General features: G+C 46.4%; 28 protein-coding genes and 1 tRNA gene. 4 read left to right on the top strand and 25 right to left on the bottom strand.

Annotation, left to right across the window (positions count from 1 at the left end; genetic code table 11):
- From GK108_RS12240 to rpoN, 25 genes are all read right to left on the bottom strand, one after another.
- Positions 1-411 carry a hypothetical protein gene (locus GK108_RS12240; protein WP_163948082.1) on the bottom strand — a complete coding sequence of 137 codons (411 nt, stop codon included), beginning with the start codon at positions 409-411 and terminating at the stop codon, positions 1-3.
- A gap of 12 nt (positions 412-423) precedes the next feature.
- A complete protein-coding gene (locus tag GK108_RS12235; protein ID WP_163948080.1) occupies positions 424-753 on the bottom strand; it encodes a hypothetical protein in 330 nt (109 codons plus the stop codon).
- Positions 754-766: 13 nt separating this feature from the next.
- Entirely contained in the window at positions 767-1699 is a 933-nt protein-coding gene (locus GK108_RS12230; RefSeq protein WP_212592785.1) for a hypothetical protein, read from the bottom strand.
- Between the two features lie 13 nt (positions 1700-1712).
- The gene (locus GK108_RS12225; protein WP_163948077.1) at positions 1713-1943 is read right to left on the bottom strand and encodes a hypothetical protein; all 231 of its coding nucleotides are present in this window, start codon (positions 1941-1943) and stop codon (positions 1713-1715) included.
- Positions 1944-1952: 9 nt separating this feature from the next.
- On the bottom strand, positions 1953-2186 hold the full coding sequence (locus GK108_RS12220) for a hypothetical protein (RefSeq protein ID WP_163948073.1): 234 nt from the start codon (positions 2184-2186) through the stop codon (positions 1953-1955).
- Positions 2186-4153, bottom strand: a complete 1968-nt coding sequence (locus tag GK108_RS12215; RefSeq protein WP_163948068.1) for a DNA polymerase — start codon at positions 4151-4153, stop codon at positions 2186-2188. Before GK108_RS12215 ends, GK108_RS12220 begins: the two co-directional genes overlap by 1 nt.
- Positions 4134-4526, bottom strand: coding sequence for a hypothetical protein (locus tag GK108_RS12210; protein ID WP_163948065.1), 393 nt, complete (start codon positions 4524-4526; stop codon positions 4134-4136). Before GK108_RS12210 ends, GK108_RS12215 begins: the two co-directional genes overlap by 20 nt.
- Positions 4519-4764, bottom strand: a complete 246-nt coding sequence (locus GK108_RS12205) for a hypothetical protein (protein WP_163948062.1) — start codon at positions 4762-4764, stop codon at positions 4519-4521. Before GK108_RS12205 ends, GK108_RS12210 begins: the two co-directional genes overlap by 8 nt.
- A 3-nt stretch (positions 4765-4767) precedes the next feature.
- On the bottom strand, positions 4768-5013 hold the full coding sequence (locus tag GK108_RS12200) for a hypothetical protein (protein ID WP_163948059.1): 246 nt from the start codon (positions 5011-5013) through the stop codon (positions 4768-4770).
- Positions 5014-5023: 10 nt separating this feature from the next.
- Positions 5024-5443 carry a hypothetical protein gene (locus tag GK108_RS12195; protein WP_163948056.1) on the bottom strand — a complete coding sequence of 140 codons (420 nt, stop codon included), beginning with the start codon at positions 5441-5443 and terminating at the stop codon, positions 5024-5026.
- Between the two features lie 87 nt (positions 5444-5530).
- Positions 5531-6142: a hypothetical protein gene (locus GK108_RS12190; RefSeq protein WP_163948054.1), complete on the bottom strand. Its 612-nt coding sequence runs from the start codon at positions 6140-6142 to the stop codon at positions 5531-5533.
- Entirely contained in the window at positions 6139-6498 is a 360-nt protein-coding gene (locus GK108_RS12185; protein WP_163948052.1) for a hypothetical protein, read from the bottom strand. The genes GK108_RS12190 and GK108_RS12185 overlap by 4 nt, the downstream gene beginning before the upstream one ends.
- Complete coding sequence (locus GK108_RS12180) at positions 6491-6856, bottom strand: hypothetical protein (RefSeq protein WP_163948049.1); 366 nt, start codon at positions 6854-6856, stop codon at positions 6491-6493. The genes GK108_RS12185 and GK108_RS12180 overlap by 8 nt, the downstream gene beginning before the upstream one ends.
- 38 nt (positions 6857-6894) lie before the next feature.
- Positions 6895-7353 carry a hypothetical protein gene (locus GK108_RS12175; protein WP_163948046.1) on the bottom strand — a complete coding sequence of 153 codons (459 nt, stop codon included), beginning with the start codon at positions 7351-7353 and terminating at the stop codon, positions 6895-6897.
- 4 nt (positions 7354-7357) lie between these two features.
- Positions 7358-7621: a hypothetical protein gene (locus GK108_RS12170; protein WP_163948043.1), complete on the bottom strand. Its 264-nt coding sequence runs from the start codon at positions 7619-7621 to the stop codon at positions 7358-7360.
- Between the two features lie 199 nt (positions 7622-7820).
- Entirely contained in the window at positions 7821-8507 is a 687-nt protein-coding gene (locus tag GK108_RS12165) for a hypothetical protein (RefSeq protein ID WP_163948040.1), read from the bottom strand.
- A 349-nt stretch (positions 8508-8856) separates the two neighbouring features.
- Positions 8857-9087, bottom strand: a complete 231-nt coding sequence (locus GK108_RS12160; protein ID WP_163948037.1) for a hypothetical protein — start codon at positions 9085-9087, stop codon at positions 8857-8859.
- Positions 9088-9090: 3 nt separating this feature from the next.
- Complete coding sequence (locus GK108_RS12155; RefSeq protein ID WP_163948035.1) at positions 9091-9321, bottom strand: hypothetical protein; 231 nt, start codon at positions 9319-9321, stop codon at positions 9091-9093.
- Positions 9322-9327: 6 nt separating this feature from the next.
- Positions 9328-9588 carry a hypothetical protein gene (locus GK108_RS12150; RefSeq protein WP_163948032.1) on the bottom strand — a complete coding sequence of 87 codons (261 nt, stop codon included), beginning with the start codon at positions 9586-9588 and terminating at the stop codon, positions 9328-9330.
- A 3-nt stretch (positions 9589-9591) separates the two neighbouring features.
- A complete protein-coding gene (locus GK108_RS12145; RefSeq protein ID WP_163948029.1) occupies positions 9592-9768 on the bottom strand; it encodes a hypothetical protein in 177 nt (58 codons plus the stop codon).
- A 39-nt stretch (positions 9769-9807) separates the two neighbouring features.
- The gene (locus GK108_RS12140) at positions 9808-10431 is read right to left on the bottom strand and encodes a vWA domain-containing protein (RefSeq protein WP_163948025.1); all 624 of its coding nucleotides are present in this window, start codon (positions 10429-10431) and stop codon (positions 9808-9810) included.
- Positions 10432-10644: 213 nt separating this feature from the next.
- Positions 10645-10718: transfer RNA gene (locus GK108_RS12135), tRNA-Arg, on the bottom strand.
- A gap of 65 nt (positions 10719-10783) precedes the next feature.
- Positions 10784-11581 carry an enoyl-CoA hydratase/isomerase family protein gene (locus GK108_RS12130; RefSeq protein WP_163948023.1) on the bottom strand — a complete coding sequence of 266 codons (798 nt, stop codon included), beginning with the start codon at positions 11579-11581 and terminating at the stop codon, positions 10784-10786.
- 115 nt (positions 11582-11696) lie between these two features.
- On the bottom strand, positions 11697-12284 hold the full coding sequence (locus GK108_RS12125; RefSeq protein WP_163948020.1) for a hypothetical protein: 588 nt from the start codon (positions 12282-12284) through the stop codon (positions 11697-11699).
- Positions 12285-12461: 177 nt separating this feature from the next.
- Positions 12462-13913: an RNA polymerase factor sigma-54 gene (gene rpoN / locus GK108_RS12120; RefSeq protein WP_163948017.1), complete on the bottom strand. Its 1452-nt coding sequence runs from the start codon at positions 13911-13913 to the stop codon at positions 12462-12464.
- A 149-nt stretch (positions 13914-14062) separates the two neighbouring features.
- Here rpoN and GK108_RS12115 point away from each other — a divergent pair, with 149 nt between their 5' ends.
- From GK108_RS12115 to GK108_RS12100, 4 genes are all read left to right on the top strand, one after another.
- On the top strand, positions 14063-15547 hold the full coding sequence (locus tag GK108_RS12115; protein WP_163948013.1) for a nicotinate phosphoribosyltransferase: 1485 nt from the start codon (positions 14063-14065) through the stop codon (positions 15545-15547).
- Positions 15548-15977: 430 nt separating this feature from the next.
- The gene (locus GK108_RS12110; protein ID WP_163948009.1) at positions 15978-17741 is read left to right on the top strand and encodes a sensor histidine kinase; all 1764 of its coding nucleotides are present in this window, start codon (positions 15978-15980) and stop codon (positions 17739-17741) included.
- Positions 17742-17746: 5 nt separating this feature from the next.
- Entirely contained in the window at positions 17747-18475 is a 729-nt protein-coding gene (locus GK108_RS12105; protein WP_163948006.1) for a response regulator, read from the top strand.
- Positions 18476-18733: 258 nt separating this feature from the next.
- Positions 18734-19873 (top strand): TIGR03364 family FAD-dependent oxidoreductase, encoded by a 1140-nt coding sequence (locus tag GK108_RS12100; protein ID WP_163948003.1) that lies wholly within the window; start codon positions 18734-18736, stop codon positions 19871-19873.
- Positions 19874-19923 lie beyond the last annotated feature (50 nt).

The raw sequence follows: 19923 nt of genomic DNA, 5'->3' as shown, positions 1-19923 counted from the left end.
TCAATCCTGGTGAATGGGTTCAACAAACAGGACCATTTCGGACACCAACTGATCAACTTTTGCCCAGTCTACGTAGGGACGGCCACCTGGTGTAAAGATGTCAGGTTTAGTCACGGGGCAACCCAGACTGGCATCGTCAATGTAGAGGTTGGCGTACACCTTCGGACTTGATGTCCATTTTTGCTGGGTTGGATTCTGGTTATATCCAACAAACTTAATCCCGTGGGTTTCCAGAAACCAGATGGCCTCTTCCAGGTATTTTCCACTCCGCATGGTATTGAGCACCAGTTGGATGTTTGGCTGCTGGTTCCACAGTGTCAGCGTCTCCAGGGCACCCGGAACAAATTGGGGTGTTTTACCCCAGTCGTGGTAGGCAATGGTACCATCAAAATCAACAGCAATTGTAAACATACACGTAACGGATTAATCGGTTATTTCTGGTTGAAATGGGATAATCATTAGCCGTTCACCTCGCCACTGGGTTTGGTTCAGGGACTTATACTGGTAGCGGACAGTCATGCTGGTCCAGTGAACCTTTATATTTCGAACCTCCTGGTTTTTAAGAAGGGCCTGTTTGTGGACATACCGGATGATTTCGGCTTCATTCGAAAGAAGAGGGGGTTGCATCTTACCCCAGTGCTGTAATCCGAATAAAGGGGCCAGCTGACGGGGGTGAATATCAACCAATGTACCCAGGGGTGGTTTGGCCCCTTTGAGAATATCGTTAATGGTACTAAGCAGGAACTGTTTCATGCTGTATACTCGATTATTCCTGAAGGAACGAGGCTACTTCGCCCCACCGGGCAGCTGCATCGTTCAGTAGGTCTTTATCCGAACGTTCTTTGATAACCGCATCTTTCCAGAGGTCCTCATCCCGAGCTTCCTCAATGTGCTTAACAATCAGATTGTTAATCACTGAAGGCTCCAGTGCATCCAGCTCCCAGCTTTCTTCCCCATATTCATCAATGTAGCCAGCGGCCCGGGAATCGGTAATCTTAGCTGGGTTTGGGGGTGGGTTATACAACCGGATCTGGTCCATGTTAAGGGCTATTCGCTTGACCTCCAGCCGGTCCGCATTATCGCCCATAAAGAGTCGTAATCGGTCCTCAATGTCTCGGGTCATATCCTTGCCCGATGGATCGTGATCCCCCAGATGGAGGATGATCACATCCTGGTCTTCATCGACATACTCACTCAGGCGTTGACCGGCATCCCAGAGGGCCGTTTGGGAGGCATACCCCCGGCAGGAGAAAAAGGCCACATCATTTTCCCGGCAGGGTTTGGCCACTACCCCTTCCAAGGCATCCTTTTCAACCCATACCTCGATTCGAACCGGTTGATCGGACCATTTATCGATCCCATAACTGTAAGCGGCCGATTCAATTATGGTACCTGGAGTGGTCCAGTGCGGATTATGTGTCAGCTCCCGGGTTCGGTCCTCAATAGCCGTCCAGTCAATGAGACCAGCTATTCGACCTGTATTAATCAGTTCTCCCAGGTTTTTGTAGCTACGTTGGTTATTGACCGAACCCGTCTTAGGATCGGCCCACCGCTCGGGTAACCAATCCCGGGCCACAAACTGGTAGTAAACCTGACGAAGGGTGAGCGAATACCCCTGGGCCTTATAACTGTTGACAACCTGATTGACCTTGTAATCAACTCCATCTTCCAGGGTTGAAAGGTCATATCCTGATAACAAATCCGTGGCATCTCTACTGGTGCATCCGATGAATCGGGTTTTTACAATTACCCTTATGGGTAAGGCTGTATACGCGGTCCTCAAAAGATCCGAACTGTACCTCGATGTATTCACACCTGTCAATTTCTTTTACTTTGTACACCGCACCATTCCGGTCTTTTTCGTAGGTAGAAGGAGCATCGATCTTTCCTGAATCACAGGCGGTAATCAAAAAACAGATCAGGATAAACAGGTACTTTTTCATAGGCAGGAATTATTGAACTCGTTTTAACCAGATCCCATTGCCGTGGGGGCAGGTCTGGAATTTCCGCTCAGCCATTGCCGGGAAATCCTTGATAATCCGTTGAACCCGGGTTTCACAGACGGCCCGTACTTTGTTTTGGTAATCGGGTCCCAAATCCTGTTTACGGACTAAAATGCCCTGGTTAAGCTGCAGGCCTTCGATACGGCCCCTTAGTACACGAGTATGTGGTGATAATAAAGACATTAGTGAAGCCAGTGGTCACCCACCATTAATTCTGATTCCATCCGTACCCCCTGCAGGAAACTGCTTCCTACCTCTTCCATGATAGTTTTAATCTTCTCACCCAGCTCGGGCTGAGACTTGGGAATCTGGACCAGGTATTCATCATGGACCGATAGTTTCAGTTTACAGTCCAGATTGTTGTCCTTAAAGAACCTGGCCAGTCGAATACCAGCCTCCTTCATCATGCTACTCCCCGAACTCTGGATGGGAAAGTTGCAGGCCTGACGTTCGATCTGATGATCCTCCATGGTTTTTTTGACAAACCGGTTGAAGAACTTGATCCGGTTGTACCGACTACCATCGCGCACCGTCTTGGTCTGAAGGCTCAGCTTTTTCATCCGCTCCTGAAACTTAGCTAGTTGGGGCAGGTTTCGAAGAATCTCCCGGTACACCAGTTTGGCTGTATCAAAGTCGATGTTCAACGTACCAGCAATCGAACCTGGACCCGCTCCGTAAAGCACCCCAAAGAGAACCGGCTTGTGGTTTCCCCGGTACTTCTTGTTGACATCCTTGCTTACTATAAGTGTTGGATCTCGTGTGATAATCCGGTAACTACCCTGAGCCAGGTAACTGTGCAAATCAAGCCCTTCGGTAAAACTGGCTAGTAACATTTTGTCCTGGGAGTAGGAGGCTGCCAGGCGGAGTTCCTGACCCGACATATCCACATCCACAAACAGATAGTCCTCAGAATCAGGAATAAAACAGGATCTAATTTCCTCGGTAGCGGGTAGATTCTGGAGATTGGGGGACCTGGAACTCAATCGCCCCGTGTCGGTAAAGGCCTGACTGAAATCGGTGTGAATTCGACCCGTGACGGGGTTGATCACCTCCAGAAATTTGTCGCCATATGTACCCACCAGTTTGATCAATCCGCGATATTCCAACAATAACTCAATGAACTTGGCCAGCGGTGAGGCCGGATTGTTGAGTACATATTGCTGAAGTACCTCTTCACCCGTCGAATCCAGATTAACACCACACCGTTCAAAGAGAGCCTGAATCTGAACGGTTGAGCCTACGTTGAACCGCTCGGCCACCTTCTTCTTGGAAACCACCTGGGCATCATCGAACAGGCCAAGCTGCGTCGAAACAGCCTTTGCCGCGGGCTGGGCTGAAATGGGAGCAAACGGGTGATCCTCAACCTGCTTTGGCTTTTTGGCTTTTTTGATTTCCGAGGTTAAGGCCCGGGGGAATAACTCACCCAGCTTACCCACTTCAACCAGAATCTTTTTGTGGACTGCTTCAGCCTTACGGGCATTGTTTCGCGTATTCTGTTTCCAGGCATCGACATCCAATCGGATACCTTCCAGTTCCATCTGAGCCAGAATGGGCAGAAACTCCATCTCCAGATCCAGACAGGCAGGCATTTGTAATTCGTGTCCTTTCCGGTACTGCAATTCATACAACGGAATCAAATACCCCAAGTCTCCACAGAGGTAGTTAATCTCTCCATCGGTGATTGGTTCGGATAGATCCCGGTTGATGAAGGTATTCCGGGCAGTCTTATCCAGTTTTACTCGGAAGTGGCGCTCCAGTACCGAATCCAGGCTATGCCGAAGTGCATCCATCCCGTTGTAAAGTACCTGGCTGGCCACCTGGGTACACCAGACCCGTTCCATGGTAACACCATACTGGACTTTAAAGAGCTTCCAGTCGTATTTCATGTTGTGGGCAATCCAGAGCACCTTTGAGGACAGCTTATTAATGGCTTGGCGAATGTGACTGGGCTCAAAGGTCAGCAGGTTAATGACGTATTTGGTGGTGCCATCCGTTATACCCAGCAAAATCGGATGGAGCGTGTAGGGGTCCAACCCATCCGCTTCAAAGTCCATCCCTAATTTGGTAGCCCCTGCCAGCTCGTCAAGAACCGATAAACTGTGACAAACCCGGTTTAATTCAGTTTGTCCACTAATGTATTTGATTGTCATACGACATACTCACGGTACTGTCTATACGACGGTCCCGTCGGTCCAGTAAATAGACCTTTTTGACGAACCGGAATTCGACCCCTTCATAGAAGGCCGTGGGCACTCCACCAATCATATAGATTTCAGTGGGATCAGTGTAGGACTTGGCAGTAACGGTTGTGGTTGTTTGGGGAGTCCCATCCGTGAACGTTACCGTAATCCGATACTGCTGCAGGTCTTCCTGGGCGGGCTGGCAGCTGATTAATGCACTAATCATAGCCAGTAACAGGGAGCCTGCCAATAGCACAAACAGAAAGACAGCTACCCACCTCAGATTGACTGTTAGCTTGAATTTAAGCATGTTCTGATTGATTACGAGTTTTACCTTAAACATGGGTAAATCGGATAAAAAGCCGAGAGGCCCGTTGGCGTAAGGTTCGAGAGTTGGTTGATTTGGGTACTAAGGGTCTCCATTCGTAGGGGATCTGGCGCTGGTCCATCCAGGCCTGTATAACCCCTTTATAGGTACCTCGAACGGGTTTTACCAGACATAATTTGCTGTGAAAGAAGGCGAAGCCCCCAAACTGATTCTTTACTTTCTGGTAGTCACCAGCATAGGGGATATGAAACATGGATTACCCGACTTGGGCCGAAGGAGTGGTACTCGAAAGGGTGGTAACAACCCGGCGATACTGAGTATGAGTCAGTGTGAACTCAGCCAAACCAACCTTTCGGGGTTGTATTTGCCAGAGACAACTTTGCCAGTGAGGTGTTCCTTCGGGACCTGCCAATCGGCAATTGATGGTTCCAGACTCGTTATCCGGGTTTTTGAAGAGGAGGGTTGTCCTAGGATCCAGGACAAGCATAAAGATGTGTTTCATGTAGGGGAGCCTACAGTAACACGGGGAATGGGTCAACAACTTGGTCATACCGGATGGTCTGAACCCCATAGAACCGGTTGTCCAGGATACTACCTACCCGAATAAAACAACGACCGTCTACGTGGCGGGTGAAAACCACCATATCCTTATGTAGGTACGAACGAAGGGAATGCCGGATGGACTGGTTTTCTTTACCGAAAATCTGAACGAGCTCGGAAGTCGGTTGTTGCTGCTGAGGAGCTCCCAGCCTATCCTGTATCCATCGCTTTAGTCGGTCCCAGTTGGAGGAGGGCATCACATCGAATTCTACGTACGAGAAGGGTTCTAGCTTGTCATTGGATTTGAAGAGGTAGCTTTTTCCCAGGAATCGCCCCAATTTTTCTTTTAAAGTGGTCATGGTATCCGTGGGTTCTACGACCAGGTCGATCATTTCGTGTACTGTTTTGTGGATATAAAGGTATACCGGTTTGTTGGTAGTTCAAACGGTTTTAAGAAAAAATTCTAGTTTTCCGAATATTTACCAGTTTATAGGTGGTAGGTCTGTCGGTAATTGGGTAAATGGGGTCTCCGAGAATTCCAGGGTCCAGTCGAGCAGCATCAGGGCATCACAAAACCGTTTGCTGGCATAGTCGGGCATCGTACTCGAATCAGGGTTCCACCGTTTTTCCATACCATCCAGGGCGGTATGATATAGTTTGTGCATGTCCTGAAAATTCCAGCCCTCCTGGATATGTTGACCTGACTTTTCGTTACGAATGGCATACCATATAGGTTTACCATCCCGGTTCAGTAGATAATCGGAGCGGTGCTCAATCATCTGGAGTACCTCTTTGGCCCGTGCTAATAATTTGGGGCTTTCCGATTTCCAAGTCTGGGTATTGGTTCGACACTTGATCTTGTAGACCAGGACGGAAAAGGTAACACCCAGACTGGCTAACACATTGTCAAGGGGAACTCCATGAGCTGCTCTGGGTAGACTGGAACACTGATTTCCGCAGGCACAGGTTATCCATTTCCCGGCTTTTTCGTGAAGTACGGTCCATTGATAGTTGTTATCTAAAGGGGTTTCATTGAGGGCTTTCCACCAGTTGAATGGTTCTTGGCCATTAGATTCACAGTAGGTCATCATTCGGCGTCCTTGAGGATTTTTTGTGAACGGATTTGAATATTTGTCAGGATCTGTTTGGCCTGGTTTACTTTATCAGCAAAATAGTCAGGCCGGTTTCGAACAATTTCCGTGTAGGCGTCAAAGCAGGCATTGGTAAAGTGTTGACCCAGCTCCCGTAGTTGTTTATCATCCGGTACTCCTCGGCCATAATATCCACGAGGAATTCGGTAGTCCATCGAACCGACGGCACAATAAAACCAGTTAGCAGCCAGGCATGTAATTTCTGACCAGTCATCCTGTTCCGAGAGGGGTGTTTCCAGTTTGGCAGGCCAATCTACAGGGTCAATACCCAAGGCTGATTCCGTGAAACTAATCATGTGTTGGATGGTCTAATTGGTTCAATAAAAATTCGGCCCGCTTTTCAATTTCATGTAAATAGGCTTGAGCTTGTTGGACAGCTATACCAAACTTTGTCTGATGGTGGTTAGTGGCAGCCTGGAACGCTTCACCAACAGCCCGTGAGAAATCAAATCCAAGAATTTCCAATTCAGGATCCTTTGGCCGCCCCTCAACATCTCTGGTTATAAGGTTAGATTGATAACCACAAGCATCCGTAACCCAATCAGATGATAAATCCCAAAGTGTTTTCCACATGGGTATTAGATCCATTGGGGTTTTTAAGGCTTTCCACCAATCGAATGGTTTCTGGCCTTGGGACTCAGCATAGGTTTTCATTGATAATCTTCAGGCAGGGAGGGGCCAATTACCTGAGTTCATTTGGATTCAACACGTTCTAGGTCATCCAGACTTACCCCAAATACCTGATGTTGGTCCAATATTCCCAAGCCAAGTTCTGCCATGGAGCCCCCTTCACCTGTTTTCTGCACAGTAACAGTTACAGGCCCGCCTTCCTCTTCTGGTTCTCCATAAGAAACAATGACACACTGCTTCCCACTGTTTTTGAATCTATACACATACAGAGGAGGTAGATAATCAATAGCCTCCTGAATTATGGATGGTCGGGTACGATACCATTCGGTTTGTTGTAATTCCTCCAGAGTAGTCGGAGGTAGGTATGTTTTTTGAGGGTTTTCCATAAACATAAAACCGTTTTGACGGCCGCTAAAGGGTAGAGTAAACATTTCTTCAACCAACCGACTAATCTTATCCTTCGTTAAATCTCTTACAGGTTTCGCCGGTATACTTGGTATGTGGGCTCCATCTTTAATCATAGTATTAGATGATTGTGACCGGCTCAGCTGGTTGCTTAGTCAAACGAAGTCGAAGGGCCTCTAAAGCCGTAGCAGCGTCGGTCAATTCTACCCAGGCATCGGCAAGGGTGAGAGCGATGTCCCTTGTCTGGTTATACTCGGTTGAATTGGACCGGTAAGTACTTTGTTCCTCTGTTTGATTGAGGTATAATGTACGTACCTCGGTAGCTGTTTCTTTGGTCTTGGCAATCAGGCCACTTAACTGCTCATATTGTTCAGGATTCAGCATCGGTTTTTTCGGTTTGCCTTTCTATTCTGTTTATTTATCCGACGTTTCCGTAATTGAATGTCCCGTCGCTTTGAGGAACTTCCAGAATAACCACCTCCTGTCCCAGGCCGTGAAGATTGGACTGATTCATTTAATGCTATACTGGTGGTGGCAGCTAACATGTGTGCTGCTAACATACTTTTTGTAGATGGGGAAAAATTCATCGGTTTCTTTTCCGGGCTAATTTTTGAGATTTCCGGGCTTTCTTCCGGTCTTTCTTTTGCTGGCTAGACTGGCTGAGGTACCAGGCTTTACCTTCCGGCCCAGGAACCATTTCCCGAGTCGATCCCGGGGGTTTGTAGGGTTTTTCCTGTTTTTTGTTATGGTATGATTCACCCAGATTATAACCAATTGGCCTGTACATGTAATCTTCAAGAGGCCATTCCTGCTGCCTGGGTATGTAATGGGGAGCCGGTATGAAAAGGGGTTTGGATTCAATCCTCGGTAACCGGTTGAACATGTACATCCAGTCATCCATACCCGGTTCTATTGAAGAGGGTACAAAAGGTTCTCCCAGTGTGCCCCCTATGTTCTTCATACCGAAGGTGTTCTTCGTATTAGCTGTTGGAGGGTCCATATTCCACATCAGATCTAATAGATCCAAGTCTGGCTGAAGATTGGGTAACTTGCCAACTGAATGGTCATTTCCAATAATAGCTGGACCCTGTTTTTCAAACTCTTTCTTAAATAATTCTTTGAGTTTTTTATACAGCTCAATACTACAAACCATTGGCGGTGTCCTAGGTCCTTTCTTATCACGGGGCAAATGTTCCCATTCTTCTGGATGATCCATTAGCCAGTACAATCCCTTACCCAGTGGGTTTTCTTCTGACTGTAAATCTCCCATGGTTTTAGGCTATGAAAAGTAGGATACCAAACATGACGACAACCAGACAACAGACTAACTGGTAGAAATGCCAGATTGGTCCTACAAAACAGCTGGTCGGAATCTTGAACCACTTGGTGGCCAGGATGATAAAATAGGGTCCGATAATAGGGAGCCACAATAACCAATTATGACTTTTCATAGTACAGCGGGTATAAAGATGGATTCAGTTTCCCCGGATAAATCCAATATCAGGATTCCGGCAAAGGATATGGTGGGTCCGGGTGGAGGTGGTGGACCAGGATCTGGTACAGGGATACTAGTGACGGTTATATCCCCATACTGTTCGGTAACTGGAGCCAGTAGTTCCTTACTCATCGTCTGGTTCAAAAATGAGGTCCGAATTGGGGTCGGTACCTATTTTGATGTTTCCCAACTGAATATAAAGCTCTCCCAGTAGATCACTGGCTTGTCTTACAGTTTCCAAGACTTCGAAAGGTAATGACTTGGTTTCCCTGTGATCTAGGATGAAACCATCAAATGTATGACTGACAATGGATGCTCGATCCATGAGTTCATGGACACCTAATTTGGTTAGCATGGTTTATAGGTTTCGGGGGTTAGCAATCAGGGCAATTGTGGTTAATTTGGCGTGCTCACTCATTTTACTGGTTAGAGCTGCCACTGTATTTTGGCTATGTGGTTGTCCACCGGTCATTAAGAACAATTCACCATTTTCCAATATTCTGGCAGCAAAAACAGCTTCTCGAATCTGGTATTTGTCCAGTAGAACCCAAAGTTCTTTCTGCAGATCCTCTTTTTGATCAACCGTCATAGTTTGTTATTTTCTGGATGTGGTGAACCATCGAAAGATAAATCGAACGCAATGTCGGGTCTTAACACGTTTAGGGAGTTCTTCAAGCTCGTGTAGTTCAGTGCATACCTCTTTCAGTAGTTCGTTAATGTGGCTTATCCGGTCCTGAAGGGCTGCTGGTAACTTAGAAACCAGGGGGGCATTAGCTACATCCCCCTCAAAATAAATATGATGAGAACTGACACGATCAATCAGGTTATCGAGTTCCCGTTGATTTTCTGGGCTCATAATTTATTCATTAGGGTTCATCATTAGTACCAATGTGTTTCCTATAGGTTCACCATCAATCACTTTAGGAGGGTTTTCCGTATCAGTACAAGGGCAACTAAAAACCCCATTTGGAATTTGATACTTATCCATAAGTTGACGCAATTCGATCTTGAATGCCGGTACTTGGGTATTGATCATAAATAGGGTTGGTTTATACTCTGGTTTATACCGGTAGGATTACCGAAGGAGGTAGCGGAACCCGGCAGCCAGATGCTGGAGGGATTGTTTCAGATTGACGTGGATGATCTTACCCCGGTTAGCGAGTGCTAGTTTTTCGAGAAACTCACGGCCAATCTTGTCGTCTTCGGGTCCGACGTAGAAGACACTAATGACCCCGGATAGGTTGCGGGCGGCCTTCAGACATGAACTGGCATTATCGGGCATTCCGTCCGAAATAACAAGGATCTGTTTTGGATTGGTTGGTTTAAGGGCTTCCAGGGGCCGGTGTAATTGGGTACCTCCGTTGGGATCGGGTAGGTTTTTGACTGTGGGCAGGACGTGGTAGTTGTCGGAGAAAACTAGGTAGGACCAGAGACGGGGATCAAATTCGATGATACCGAGCATTTCCCGGACGATGTCGATCTTCCGTTTACCATTGACCTGAGAGTCCATGGAGCCGGATATATCGATCAGTAGGACGTTTTCCTTGAGTTTGAGAACGGATTCTGGCTTAAAGTAGGTGTTGTGCCCTAGGTGAGCCGATAGGGAAGCAATACTGCCGGCATTACCAAGGAGAGCTACGCGTTTCTTGGTAGGGGTGGGCAGACGTAACCCAGGGACGGGTTTCGCTTCATGTGCCATAAAGAAGGAGAAGTCAGGTCCCGGGAATCCAGGACCGTAAAATAAATTCCAGGCAGAGTGCCCGGGGCAGTTGTGGTAGAAACTGGAAGGCCCCGTATCTTCAAGGCCATCAGACTACCAGGTAATCGGTACTTTATAAACTATGTAGAAACTAAAAAGGGTCCACGGTTTTTATAAACTCCGTAAACCCTTGATTTTCAGTCTGTTGACCAGTGCACTCGTAGGGATTCGAACCCCAAACCTCCTGATCCGTAGTCAGGTGCTCTATCCAATTGAGCTACGAATGCTTTCGCTATGTGCGTTTCCCGTTGTTGGGAGTGCAAAAGTAGTTAGAGGAAATAGCTTTGTCAAGTTATTTTCCAGAAAAATTTGCCTGTCGTTTCATCAGGAAGGCACTAATTCCTTCCATCGTGTCGGAAGAACGGCCTAATACGTTTTGATTATCAGCTTCTTGCTTTAATTGTTGGTCGAGGTCTGAATAGAACGATTTATTTAAAACTTTTTTCATCAGACCTATAGCAAGGGTAGGGGCTGTTACGTAGTAGGCTACCAGTTCGTCTACTACCTGATCCAATTCCGAAACTGGAACGGAACGGGATACTAAGCCCAACTGGGCTGCTTCAGGACCATATACACGTCGACCTGTACTACAGAGTTCGAACGCTCGTTGAGGTCCAATCAGGCGCGGGAGAAAAAAAGTAGAACCTGCATCGGGCATCAACCCAATGTTTACAAAGATTTGGCTGAAATAGGCGTCGTCAGCACACACGACAACGTCGCAGGCAAGAGCAAGCGAACAACCGGCACCAGCAGCCAACCCGTTAATACGTCCAATGATTGGTTTAGGCAACTGTCGCATAGCCTTGATCATAGGATTGTAGGTTTCGCGCAATGAGTCACCCAGGTTCAACTGGCCGCCCAGCGTAGAGACCTTGGTAAACCCTTCTTTCAAATCGGCTCCTGAACAAAAAGCCTTGTCACCTGCGCCGGTTATGACAACTACCCGGACCGTTGAGTCATTGCCCGCGTCGTCAATGGCACTGGTAATTTCCTGAATAAGTGCTGCGCTAAGCGCATGATAAACCTGTGGTCGATTTAGAGTGATACGACACACACCGTCCGTCACCGCATACAAAAGGTTCTCGTACATGATCAGATTAAGTTTCTGGAAAATAGTATGCAAGCATACGAATTATACAGAAACTACCCAAATAGACAACGATATAGCTCGCCATTCTATAGTAGAGAGCGTAAAATAGCCTGTGTTATACTAACCAGATAACCGAAGCTACACTAATAAGGAGGCCTACAGCAAATCCTGCACTTATCTGAGCCGGGTTGTGGGCATTGAGTTGGAGACGTGCGCTGGCAACCAATCCGGCTAATATGATCAGCAGAGCTAGTACCAGCATAAGATCGGTTTCACCGAATTTAACAATAATGGCAGCAATGGCACCAATAACACCACTAATACCGACACTATGGGCGCTGATTTGCCAATATAGACTGATTAGACCAACCGAAAGAATCGATAACGATATGCTGCCTAACAACACCCCAATTTCTGGCGCTAACGTAGAGATACCTTCCATACGAAAAGCAAATAGAAACGTTACGCCCGTGTAGACTAGAGCCGTTAGAAAATACGGAATCCGGCGGTCGGCCAGTTCTTCCATTTGCAGGCTTTTAACGTAACCGCTCCGATACAGATAATAGATGAGTAAGGAAGGAACTCCAAACGTGCCAATAAAAATAAGTGTGAGCAGACTTAAACGTAGCGTTGGGGTAAACGCTTCAACATTTAAAACAGCGGGAGCCAGAAATAACAAAATGCCGAATAGAAGTGTCGGCATTAGCAACGGATGGAATACGACTGAAAGAAAACGGGCAAACGACGTGTTCAACGAATAGTATTGTTAAGACCTGAACCAACTGTCTGTGGTTGTGGTACAATGATACAAAAGCGCTCCGCAAAAGTAGCAAATGCTATCGTACCATATACCAAAAACCCTAGAGCAGTTGACTATGGACTATAATTGTTTCCGGAGCCTGGCTACAGGAATATTGAGCTGTTCGCGGTATTTGGCTACCGTGCGACGGGCAATGTTGTAGCCACGATCGTTCAGGATTTTTTCCAGTTTATCATCGGAGAGGGGATTCAGTTTGGGTTCGTTGTCGATCAGATCTTTCAGGATGTTCTTGACTTCGCGACTACTGACGTCCTCGCCCGAATCGGTAGCGATACCTTCCGAGAAAAAGTATTTTAATGGATAAATACCAAACTCCGTCTGGACAGATTTGCTATTGGCTACCCTCGATACGGTCGATACGTCCATATCGATCAGACTGGCAATATCTTTCAGAATCATGGGTCGTAACTTCGACTCATCGCCAGTCAGAAAGAAATCGTACTGAAATCGAACAATGGCATTCATGGTCTTCAGTAGCGTTTGCTGCCGTTGCTTGATTGCATCGATAAACCATTTGGCGGCATCGAGCTTCTGTTTGACGAATGAAACCGTTTCTTTTAGTGATTTATTCTGCTTACTGCTCTTGTCATACGTATCAAGCATATCGGCAAAAGACCGACTGATCCGTAGCTCAGGAGCATTTTTTGAATTCAGCGTTAAATCGAGCTTGCTATTATTGTTGGTAAGGATAAAATCAGGAATCAGGTACTGAACCGTACCCGCTTCGCTCTCGACGGACCCTGGTTTGGGGTTCAGTTTGATAATGATATCAATTACTTTCTTGAGCGATTCGTCGCTGACATTCAGTCGCCTTTGGATTTTGTCAAAGTGCTTTTTAGAAAATTCTTCAAAGAATTCTTCCGTAATACGAATGGCTAGAATAACGTAAGGGTCGGAGAGATCTTTACGACGAAGTTGCAGGAGCAGGCATTCCTGCAGTGAACGGGCCGCGATGCCAGGAGGATCAAACGTTTGAATCTTATGAAGAACTTCTTCCAGTTCTTCAGTATCCGTAAATACGTTTTGAGAGAAAGCCAGATCGTTGGCTATCGCTTGTAAGGAGCGTCTGATATAGCCGTCGGCTTCAATACTTCCGATGAGCTGCAGGCCAATGATGCGTTGATGCTCAGTTAACTGCAGGTAGCCAAATTGTTGTAGTAACGAATCGAGAAGTGAAGAGCTGGTGGCCAGTGGCATTTCCCGATCTTCGTCGCCGTAATTACCATCACCCTGCATTTTGTAGCCATTGTAGTCTTCATTTTGAAGATACGTATCAATGTCAAGGTCGTCGTTATGGTCCTTATAGTCATCGTCGAACTCGTCGGCAAACGGGTCTTCTTCCTTCTGGTCAAACTCTTCATCCATCCCTTCTTCCAGGGCTGGATTAATTTCTAGCTCTTCCTCAATACGCGTATCTAGCTCGGCAGTTGGGATTTGCAGCAGTTTGATAAATTGAATCTGTTGAGGAGACAATTTCTGCTGAAGCGACTGAGAGAGGCTTAACTTCTGCATGGATGGTAAATGTAAGCGGTAGAATTAGTAATTCATACGGAGTAACAATTGATAAAAGTGCCCCGCACAAATATCAGACCAATTTACACTTAATTTGTTAAGCATGAATAAAAATTTTTAGGAAAGTTACAGAATGCTACTTTCGTGTTATGACAAATAAACTCTACGACACCTCACTAAGCTTACTAACAGACCTATACCAGGTTACAATGGCCTATGGGTACTGGAAATCTGGAACAGCCGAAAAAGAATCTGTTTTCAATCTTTATTTTCGAAAGCATCCTTTTGGCGGAGGATTTACGATTGCCTGCGGGCTGACGAACGTAATAGGCTACATCGAAAATTTTAAACTATCTAAAAAGGATATACGTTATCTGCGATCGCTCACCGGTAATGATGGGCAACCGTTATTTGAAGAAGCCTTTCTCGACTACTTGGCCAACCTTAAATTAACCTGTGATATAGAAGCCATTCCGGAGGGAACAGTCGTATTTCCGAATGAACCGTTGGTGCGGGTGCGCGGGCCAATTTTGCAGTGCCAGCTACTGGAAACTCCGCTGTTGAATCTGATCAATTTTGAATCGCTGATTGCAACGAAAGCGGCTCGGTTGAGGCTGGTTGTCGAAAAGGATACGTTGCTGGAATTCGGGTTGCGCCGGGCGCAGGGTGTTGATGGAGGCATGACAGCATCGCGGGCGGCTTATATTGGTGGATGCGACGCTACGTCGAACGTACTGGCAGGGAAATTATATGGCATACCGGTGCGGGGTACACACGCGCATAGCTGGGTCATGTCATTTGATAATGAGTTAGAGGCCTTTCAGACCTATGCAGACGTATTGCCCAATAATGTTACGTTGTTGGTCGATACGTATGATAGTCTCGAAGGGGTTCGAAACGCCATCAAAACTGGCTATCAATTAAAAGAAAGAGGCTATAAACTAGCGGCAATCAGGCTTGATTCGGGCGATCTGGCTTACTTAAGCATCGAAGCCCGAAAACTGTTGGATGAGGCCGGTTTTACCGATACGTCTATCGTTGCCAGTAATGATCTTGACGAAACGATCATCAATAGTTTAAAACAACAGGGGGCCAAAATCACGATCTGGGGAGTAGGAACCAAACTCGTAACGGCATTCGATCAACCTGCTTTAGGCGGTGTATACAAATTGGCTGCCCTGAAGCATGATTCGGCCGTAAGTGCTACGTTGGGTGAGTGGGATTACAAAATGAAGCTGTCAGAGCAGGCCATAAAAATCTCAACTCCAGGTATTCAGCAGGTGCGACGGTTTCGGAATGAGCAGGGCTTTCTGGCGGATATGATCTATAATGAGAATTCGTTCGCCAGTGAAAAGCAGCAGGCCACCATGATTGACCCGCTGGATTTTACCAAACGTCGCAAATTCGACGCCGATCAGCCTTACGAAGATCTGCTGGTACCCGTGTTTCGGTCCGGTAAACTGGTGTACGAAAGCCAGGATATTCACGCTATACGTGAGCGTGTACAGACTCAACTGGCTGGCTTACACCCAGGTGTGAAGCGATTTGTTAATCCACATCTTTATCCGGTGGGGCTGGAAAAGAACCTGCACGAGATGAAAACGGAGCTGATACTAAAATTACGCGAAGGTTGACGTTAGTGAGCCACTGGATAATTACCTAGCCGAATATGGGATAAACAGGGTTATCTGGCACGTGAATTCAACGAAAAAGGCTCCTGACAAAACCGATTTGCCAGGAGCCTTTTTCGTAAGAGGTAACTTTTATACGAATGGCTAACGCAGAAAACGCTTGTTAAACCATCTAATCGTTATAAAAGTTAGGATCATGAGCTGAAAATAGAAAATGGATAGTAGCAGAAAGCGGCATATGGGTTACTAATGATACAGGAACGTAGTAGCCTGTGCAGTTTCTACCCCAAACTTGCTTTATTAAAGTTTTACGGTCAATATGTTTCATACAAACACCGTATTTTTTCTTATAAACCAGGCTTTTTTTCTTCTAAGAAAATAGTTCTGCTTTTGTATTTTTGATGAATAACCGCTAGCTACAACCTTCTTCACAATGTTACCACACACTTGTTTCTTCAGATACCAGTTTGTGGTCCTGGCGCTGTTATTGAGCTTTACGGTCAATGGTCAACAGGGTATTCCTATGCGAATACAAGCCGACAGGCTGCAGAATGCCCGCACGGCGGAGCAGCTGGCTCTTCAACGAAACGACTCTCTTTTGCTGGCTGAGGCCTGGTATCTCTACGGTAAAACCTATGTGTTTGCGGGCGATTATCGCATGGCGCAGCGCTACTTTTTGAAATCGCTCAGTATTCATGAACCACGAGAAAGCTCGTTCGAATTGGGTAGATTATATGTTCGGCTGAGCGAAATAAAGCTGAAACAGGACGATGTTCGCGATGCCTTACGGTACATCAATTTATCGATCGATGTCTTCAAAAAGGCGCATTCTGATGAAGGCCTAATGCGATCATACGGTGCTTTAGGCCAATTGTATGAAGATGCGTGGCAGAACGAATGGCCTTCCAACCCAGCCAAAGCCGACAGTATTTTAGCGTGTTACCGAGAGGTTGAACGGCTGGGCTACCAGCTAAAGGATACAATGGGAATTGCAGAAGGAAAGCTGCAGGCGGGTAGTTTTCTCACAAAACTGAACGACCCGAAAGCTGTTCCTTATCTTGAAAAAGCATTGGAGTTGATGCGTATAAAACAGAAGATAGGCATCAGGGTCAATGCTATGACGCATTTGGCTGAGGCCTATCTGATGGTCAATAAGCCTGCTTTGGCCTATCAAATGCTTTGCGATGCCGAAGCTTTATACACGAGTAACGGATTAAATGAACACGACAATCGGTTAAACATTGAACAAATATTTGCGGCCTATTATGAGGCCACCGGCCAATGGGAAAAAGCCTATGCGCGATTGCGAAAATTCCACGAGCTGGAACGCCTGATTTTGCTGGAAGACCGTAAAGGAGCCATATCCCGGCTGAATGTGGAGTATGAAACCGGGAAAAAAGAAGCGCTCCTCAAAACACAGAAACGGGAGTTGTCTCTGCGAAAAGAAACCATTCAGACCCACCAGCGCTTTACCGTTGCTACGTTGGCTCTGCTGGTCATGGCAGTGTCGATGAGTGTCGTTTTTTTTCAGTTATATCGTAGGAACAAACGGATCAGTCGCCGGAACGAAGTACTACTTAAAGAACAAAATCACCGGGTTAAGAATAATCTGCAAATCGTATCAAGCTTGCTGAATCTACAATCCCGACGACTCACCGACGCGGCCGCTAAACGAGCCATTGAGGAAAGCCGCTTGCGGGTGCAGTCGATGGCCATAGTGCATCGTAGACTCTATGATGGCGATGAACTGGCTGAAGTAAAACTGGCCGATTTTCTGGAAGAAGTGGCCACAAACTCCCTGCGTGCATTTGGCTATGGTAACATAGTTACCCGATTCGCCATTGATGAGGTTAGCCTGGTTGCTGATAAAGCAATATCGCTGGGATTAATCGTGAATGAATTAGTAACGAATGCCTGTAAATACGCTTTTAGTTATGTCGACGAGCCTCTATTGATGATACGTTGTCAAAAACAGGATCATGCCGTTTTGCTTATCGTGGCCGACAATGGTCCTGGTTTAAGTGATTGGAGGGATGCTGACAATCATACTGGGCAGGTTGAGGTTGTTCCGAAAAAATCGTTCGGGATGACCTTGATTCAGTCTCAGGTAGCTCAATTAGAGGGAACATATTCTTTTCAAACTGGTCTGGATGATTCATTAACAGGAACCGTTTTCAGGCTGGAGTTTACAATGTAAATGGCATGCATGCATTAAACATTCTTATTGTTGAAGACGAGACCATCATGGCGCTGGATCTGGCCGAAACCTTGCAGGAGGCTGGGCATAACGTAACGGCAACGGCACGGAATTTTCAGGAAGCCATACACGCTTTCAAACGATTTCCGACCGATCTGGCCCTGATTGATATTCAACTGAAGAATTCGGCGGACGGTATTAGTATTGCAAAAGAACTACTCGCTCAACGACGTATTCCTATCATCTATCTGACCGCTAATTCGGAACCTAAAACGTTTCAGGAAGCCAAAGAGACCCTGCCGGCGGCTTATCTGCTGAAGCCGTTTCGTTCGGATGAATTAAAGTTGCAGATTGAGCTTGCCTATTACTACTTTCACAACAATCAGCAGGTTGATGGAAAAAGTCGACAACTCTATCTGCCGATCGATAAAGGGTATGAAAAAATAGATCCGAATGATGTCCTGTATCTGAAAGCGGATGGTGCCTACGTGAAAATTTTTCTACTCGGTAAAGAGCCGGCCTACCATATCAGTACCAATCTCAGCCACTTAGCCCAGTATTTTCCACAGCCTAATTTTTACCGGTTATCGCGGTCAATTCTGGTTAATCTGGATCATCTGGAACGCCTGGAGAATAATTACCTTTTTCTGGTTAGTCACAAAACGCCCATTCAGATTCCGGTGAGTAACCGGAAAGAGCTGATGAAGAAACTAACCGTAGTGAAAACAAAATAGTCTTAATATGTCTGGTTTGTTATCAGTAACAGGCCAAATAGTCTCTATTTCTTAACAGGGATCGGTGAATAAACAAAGGGGGATTGTGTTGATTTACAGTCTCTTTTCTCTGACCAACGATGCAACCTGTTGAACTGGTAGTTTTCGATATGGCCGGTACACCCGTATCCGACCATCATGAGGTTGAACGCTGCTTGGCGCTGGCTGCATTGGGTATTTGGGCTTATCTTGGCTTCATATTTTTTCTTTCTATAATTTATGGCTACATACGATCTTGTTGTGATCGGAGCGGGTGCTTTGGGAACGTTTCATGCTTATCATGCTGCCAAAGCCGGACAACGGGTTCTCTTGCTCGAAAAAGACCAGTATCCTATCGGGGCAACCGTCCGAAATTTTGGGCAGGTGGTACCTTCGGGCCTGGCTGGACGATGGTTTGAGTATGGCCGTCGGAGTCTGGAGATTTATCAGGACATTCAATCACAAACCGATCTGGCGGTACGTAACAACGGAACCGTTTATATTGCATCTGATGCCGACGAATGGACACTTGCTAATGAATTGTATGATCGATACCAGAAAATTGGCTATGACTGTGAGCTATTATCGAAAACGCAGTGTCTGGCTAAGTACCCTTCGTTACGTCCCGACTACGTAGTGGGCGGCCTTTTCTTTCCGCAGGAATTGAGCGTAGAACCCGAGCTGATGATTCATCGCCTGATTGCTTTCATCCAGAAAAAGTATGGCGTTGATTATAAATCGGGTTCAGCCGTGATCGATTGTCAGTCAAACTACAGCGGGGCCATCATCACACTGGCCAACCGGCAGCGTTTCCAGGCCGGGCGCGTACTGATATGCAGCGGACACGAAGTACGATTATTGTTTCCGGATGTTCTGGCCGATGCAGGCTTAGTAGTCAGTAAACTTCAGATGCTTCTGGTAGAGCCAGTTAAAGGCGTTACGTTACCCGGCAATATCCTAACGGGATTAACTATACGTCGATACGAATCCTTTCAGGAATGTCCGTCATACGCTACGTTGGCAACACCCGAGCATTTGGCTGAACTGAAAAAGTGGGGGATTCACATTTTGTTTAAGCAGGCCATCGATGGCTCATTTATCGTCGGTGATTCGCATGAATATGCCGATGCCACCAAAGCCGAAGATTTGGGCTACCACACCCAGGATTATATCAATACGTTGATGCTGAACGAGGCTCGCCGTATCGTAGACTTTCCGCTGGTCGTAAAAAAAGCCTGGGCCGGGTTTTATAGCCAGACTCAGGCCGAAATTTTCGAGTACGATGTTGATGAACACATCCGAATTGTCACCGGAATTGGCGGTAAGGGGATGAGTTCTGGCGCGGGTTACGCCGAAGACAGCATTCGGAAATGGGTGTAAGGGAGTTTGTAAGTTTATAGTTTGTGGTTTATGGTTTACGGTTTATAGTT

This window comes from Spirosoma terrae, from assembly GCF_010435915.1.
GTDB classification, from domain to species: Bacteria; Bacteroidota; Bacteroidia; order Cytophagales; family Spirosomataceae; genus Spirosoma; species Spirosoma terrae.
The sequence above is the reverse complement of the archived record's forward strand: the minus strand, read 5'-3'. Positions and strand labels throughout refer to the sequence as shown.

What these genes read in the sequence shown, in the direction of transcription:
- GK108_RS12100 (WP_163948003.1), top strand. Translation starts at nt 18,734, where the DNA reads ATGGCTACATACGATCTTGTTGTGATCGGAGCGGGTGCTTTGGGAACG.
- GK108_RS12165 (WP_163948040.1), bottom strand. Translation starts at nt 8,507, where the DNA reads ATGGGAGATTTACAGTCAGAAGAAAACCCACTGGGTAAGGGATTGTAC.
- GK108_RS12190 (WP_163948054.1), bottom strand. Translation starts at nt 6,142, where the DNA reads ATGATGACCTACTGTGAATCTAATGGCCAAGAACCATTCAACTGGTGG.
- GK108_RS12150 (WP_163948032.1), bottom strand. Translation starts at nt 9,588, where the DNA reads ATGAGCCCAGAAAATCAACGGGAACTCGATAACCTGATTGATCGTGTC.
- GK108_RS12145 (WP_163948029.1), bottom strand. Translation starts at nt 9,768, where the DNA reads ATGATCAATACCCAAGTACCGGCATTCAAGATCGAATTGCGTCAACTT.
- GK108_RS12235 (WP_163948080.1), bottom strand. Translation starts at nt 753, where the DNA reads ATGAAACAGTTCCTGCTTAGTACCATTAACGATATTCTCAAAGGGGCC.
- GK108_RS12115 (WP_163948013.1), top strand. Translation starts at nt 14,063, where the DNA reads ATGACAAATAAACTCTACGACACCTCACTAAGCTTACTAACAGACCTA.
- GK108_RS12225 (WP_163948077.1), bottom strand. Translation starts at nt 1,943, where the DNA reads ATGAAAAAGTACCTGTTTATCCTGATCTGTTTTTTGATTACCGCCTGT.
- GK108_RS12110 (WP_163948009.1), top strand. Translation starts at nt 15,978, where the DNA reads ATGTTACCACACACTTGTTTCTTCAGATACCAGTTTGTGGTCCTGGCG.
- GK108_RS12155 (WP_163948035.1), bottom strand. Translation starts at nt 9,321, where the DNA reads ATGACGGTTGATCAAAAAGAGGATCTGCAGAAAGAACTTTGGGTTCTA.
- GK108_RS12200 (WP_163948059.1), bottom strand. Translation starts at nt 5,013, where the DNA reads ATGAAACACATCTTTATGCTTGTCCTGGATCCTAGGACAACCCTCCTC.
- GK108_RS12240 (WP_163948082.1), bottom strand. Translation starts at nt 411, where the DNA reads ATGTTTACAATTGCTGTTGATTTTGATGGTACCATTGCCTACCACGAC.
- rpoN (WP_163948017.1), bottom strand. Translation starts at nt 13,913, where the DNA reads ATGCAGAAGTTAAGCCTCTCTCAGTCGCTTCAGCAGAAATTGTCTCCT.
- GK108_RS12170 (WP_163948043.1), bottom strand. Translation starts at nt 7,621, where the DNA reads ATGCTGAATCCTGAACAATATGAGCAGTTAAGTGGCCTGATTGCCAAG.
- GK108_RS12210 (WP_163948065.1), bottom strand. Translation starts at nt 4,526, where the DNA reads ATGTTTAAGGTAAAACTCGTAATCAATCAGAACATGCTTAAATTCAAG.
- GK108_RS12125 (WP_163948020.1), bottom strand. Translation starts at nt 12,284, where the DNA reads ATGCCGACACTTCTATTCGGCATTTTGTTATTTCTGGCTCCCGCTGTT.
- GK108_RS12195 (WP_163948056.1), bottom strand. Translation starts at nt 5,443, where the DNA reads ATGATCGACCTGGTCGTAGAACCCACGGATACCATGACCACTTTAAAA.
- GK108_RS12160 (WP_163948037.1), bottom strand. Translation starts at nt 9,087, where the DNA reads ATGCTAACCAAATTAGGTGTCCATGAACTCATGGATCGAGCATCCATT.
- GK108_RS12220 (WP_163948073.1), bottom strand. Translation starts at nt 2,186, where the DNA reads ATGTCTTTATTATCACCACATACTCGTGTACTAAGGGGCCGTATCGAA.
- GK108_RS12205 (WP_163948062.1), bottom strand. Translation starts at nt 4,764, where the DNA reads ATGTTTCATATCCCCTATGCTGGTGACTACCAGAAAGTAAAGAATCAG.
- GK108_RS12215 (WP_163948068.1), bottom strand. Translation starts at nt 4,153, where the DNA reads ATGACAATCAAATACATTAGTGGACAAACTGAATTAAACCGGGTTTGT.
- GK108_RS12130 (WP_163948023.1), bottom strand. Translation starts at nt 11,581, where the DNA reads ATGTACGAGAACCTTTTGTATGCGGTGACGGACGGTGTGTGTCGTATC.
- GK108_RS12185 (WP_163948052.1), bottom strand. Translation starts at nt 6,498, where the DNA reads ATGATTAGTTTCACGGAATCAGCCTTGGGTATTGACCCTGTAGATTGG.
- GK108_RS12180 (WP_163948049.1), bottom strand. Translation starts at nt 6,856, where the DNA reads ATGAAAACCTATGCTGAGTCCCAAGGCCAGAAACCATTCGATTGGTGG.
- GK108_RS12175 (WP_163948046.1), bottom strand. Translation starts at nt 7,353, where the DNA reads ATGATTAAAGATGGAGCCCACATACCAAGTATACCGGCGAAACCTGTA.
- GK108_RS12105 (WP_163948006.1), top strand. Translation starts at nt 17,747, where the DNA reads ATGCATGCATTAAACATTCTTATTGTTGAAGACGAGACCATCATGGCG.
- GK108_RS12140 (WP_163948025.1), bottom strand. Translation starts at nt 10,431, where the DNA reads ATGGCACATGAAGCGAAACCCGTCCCTGGGTTACGTCTGCCCACCCCT.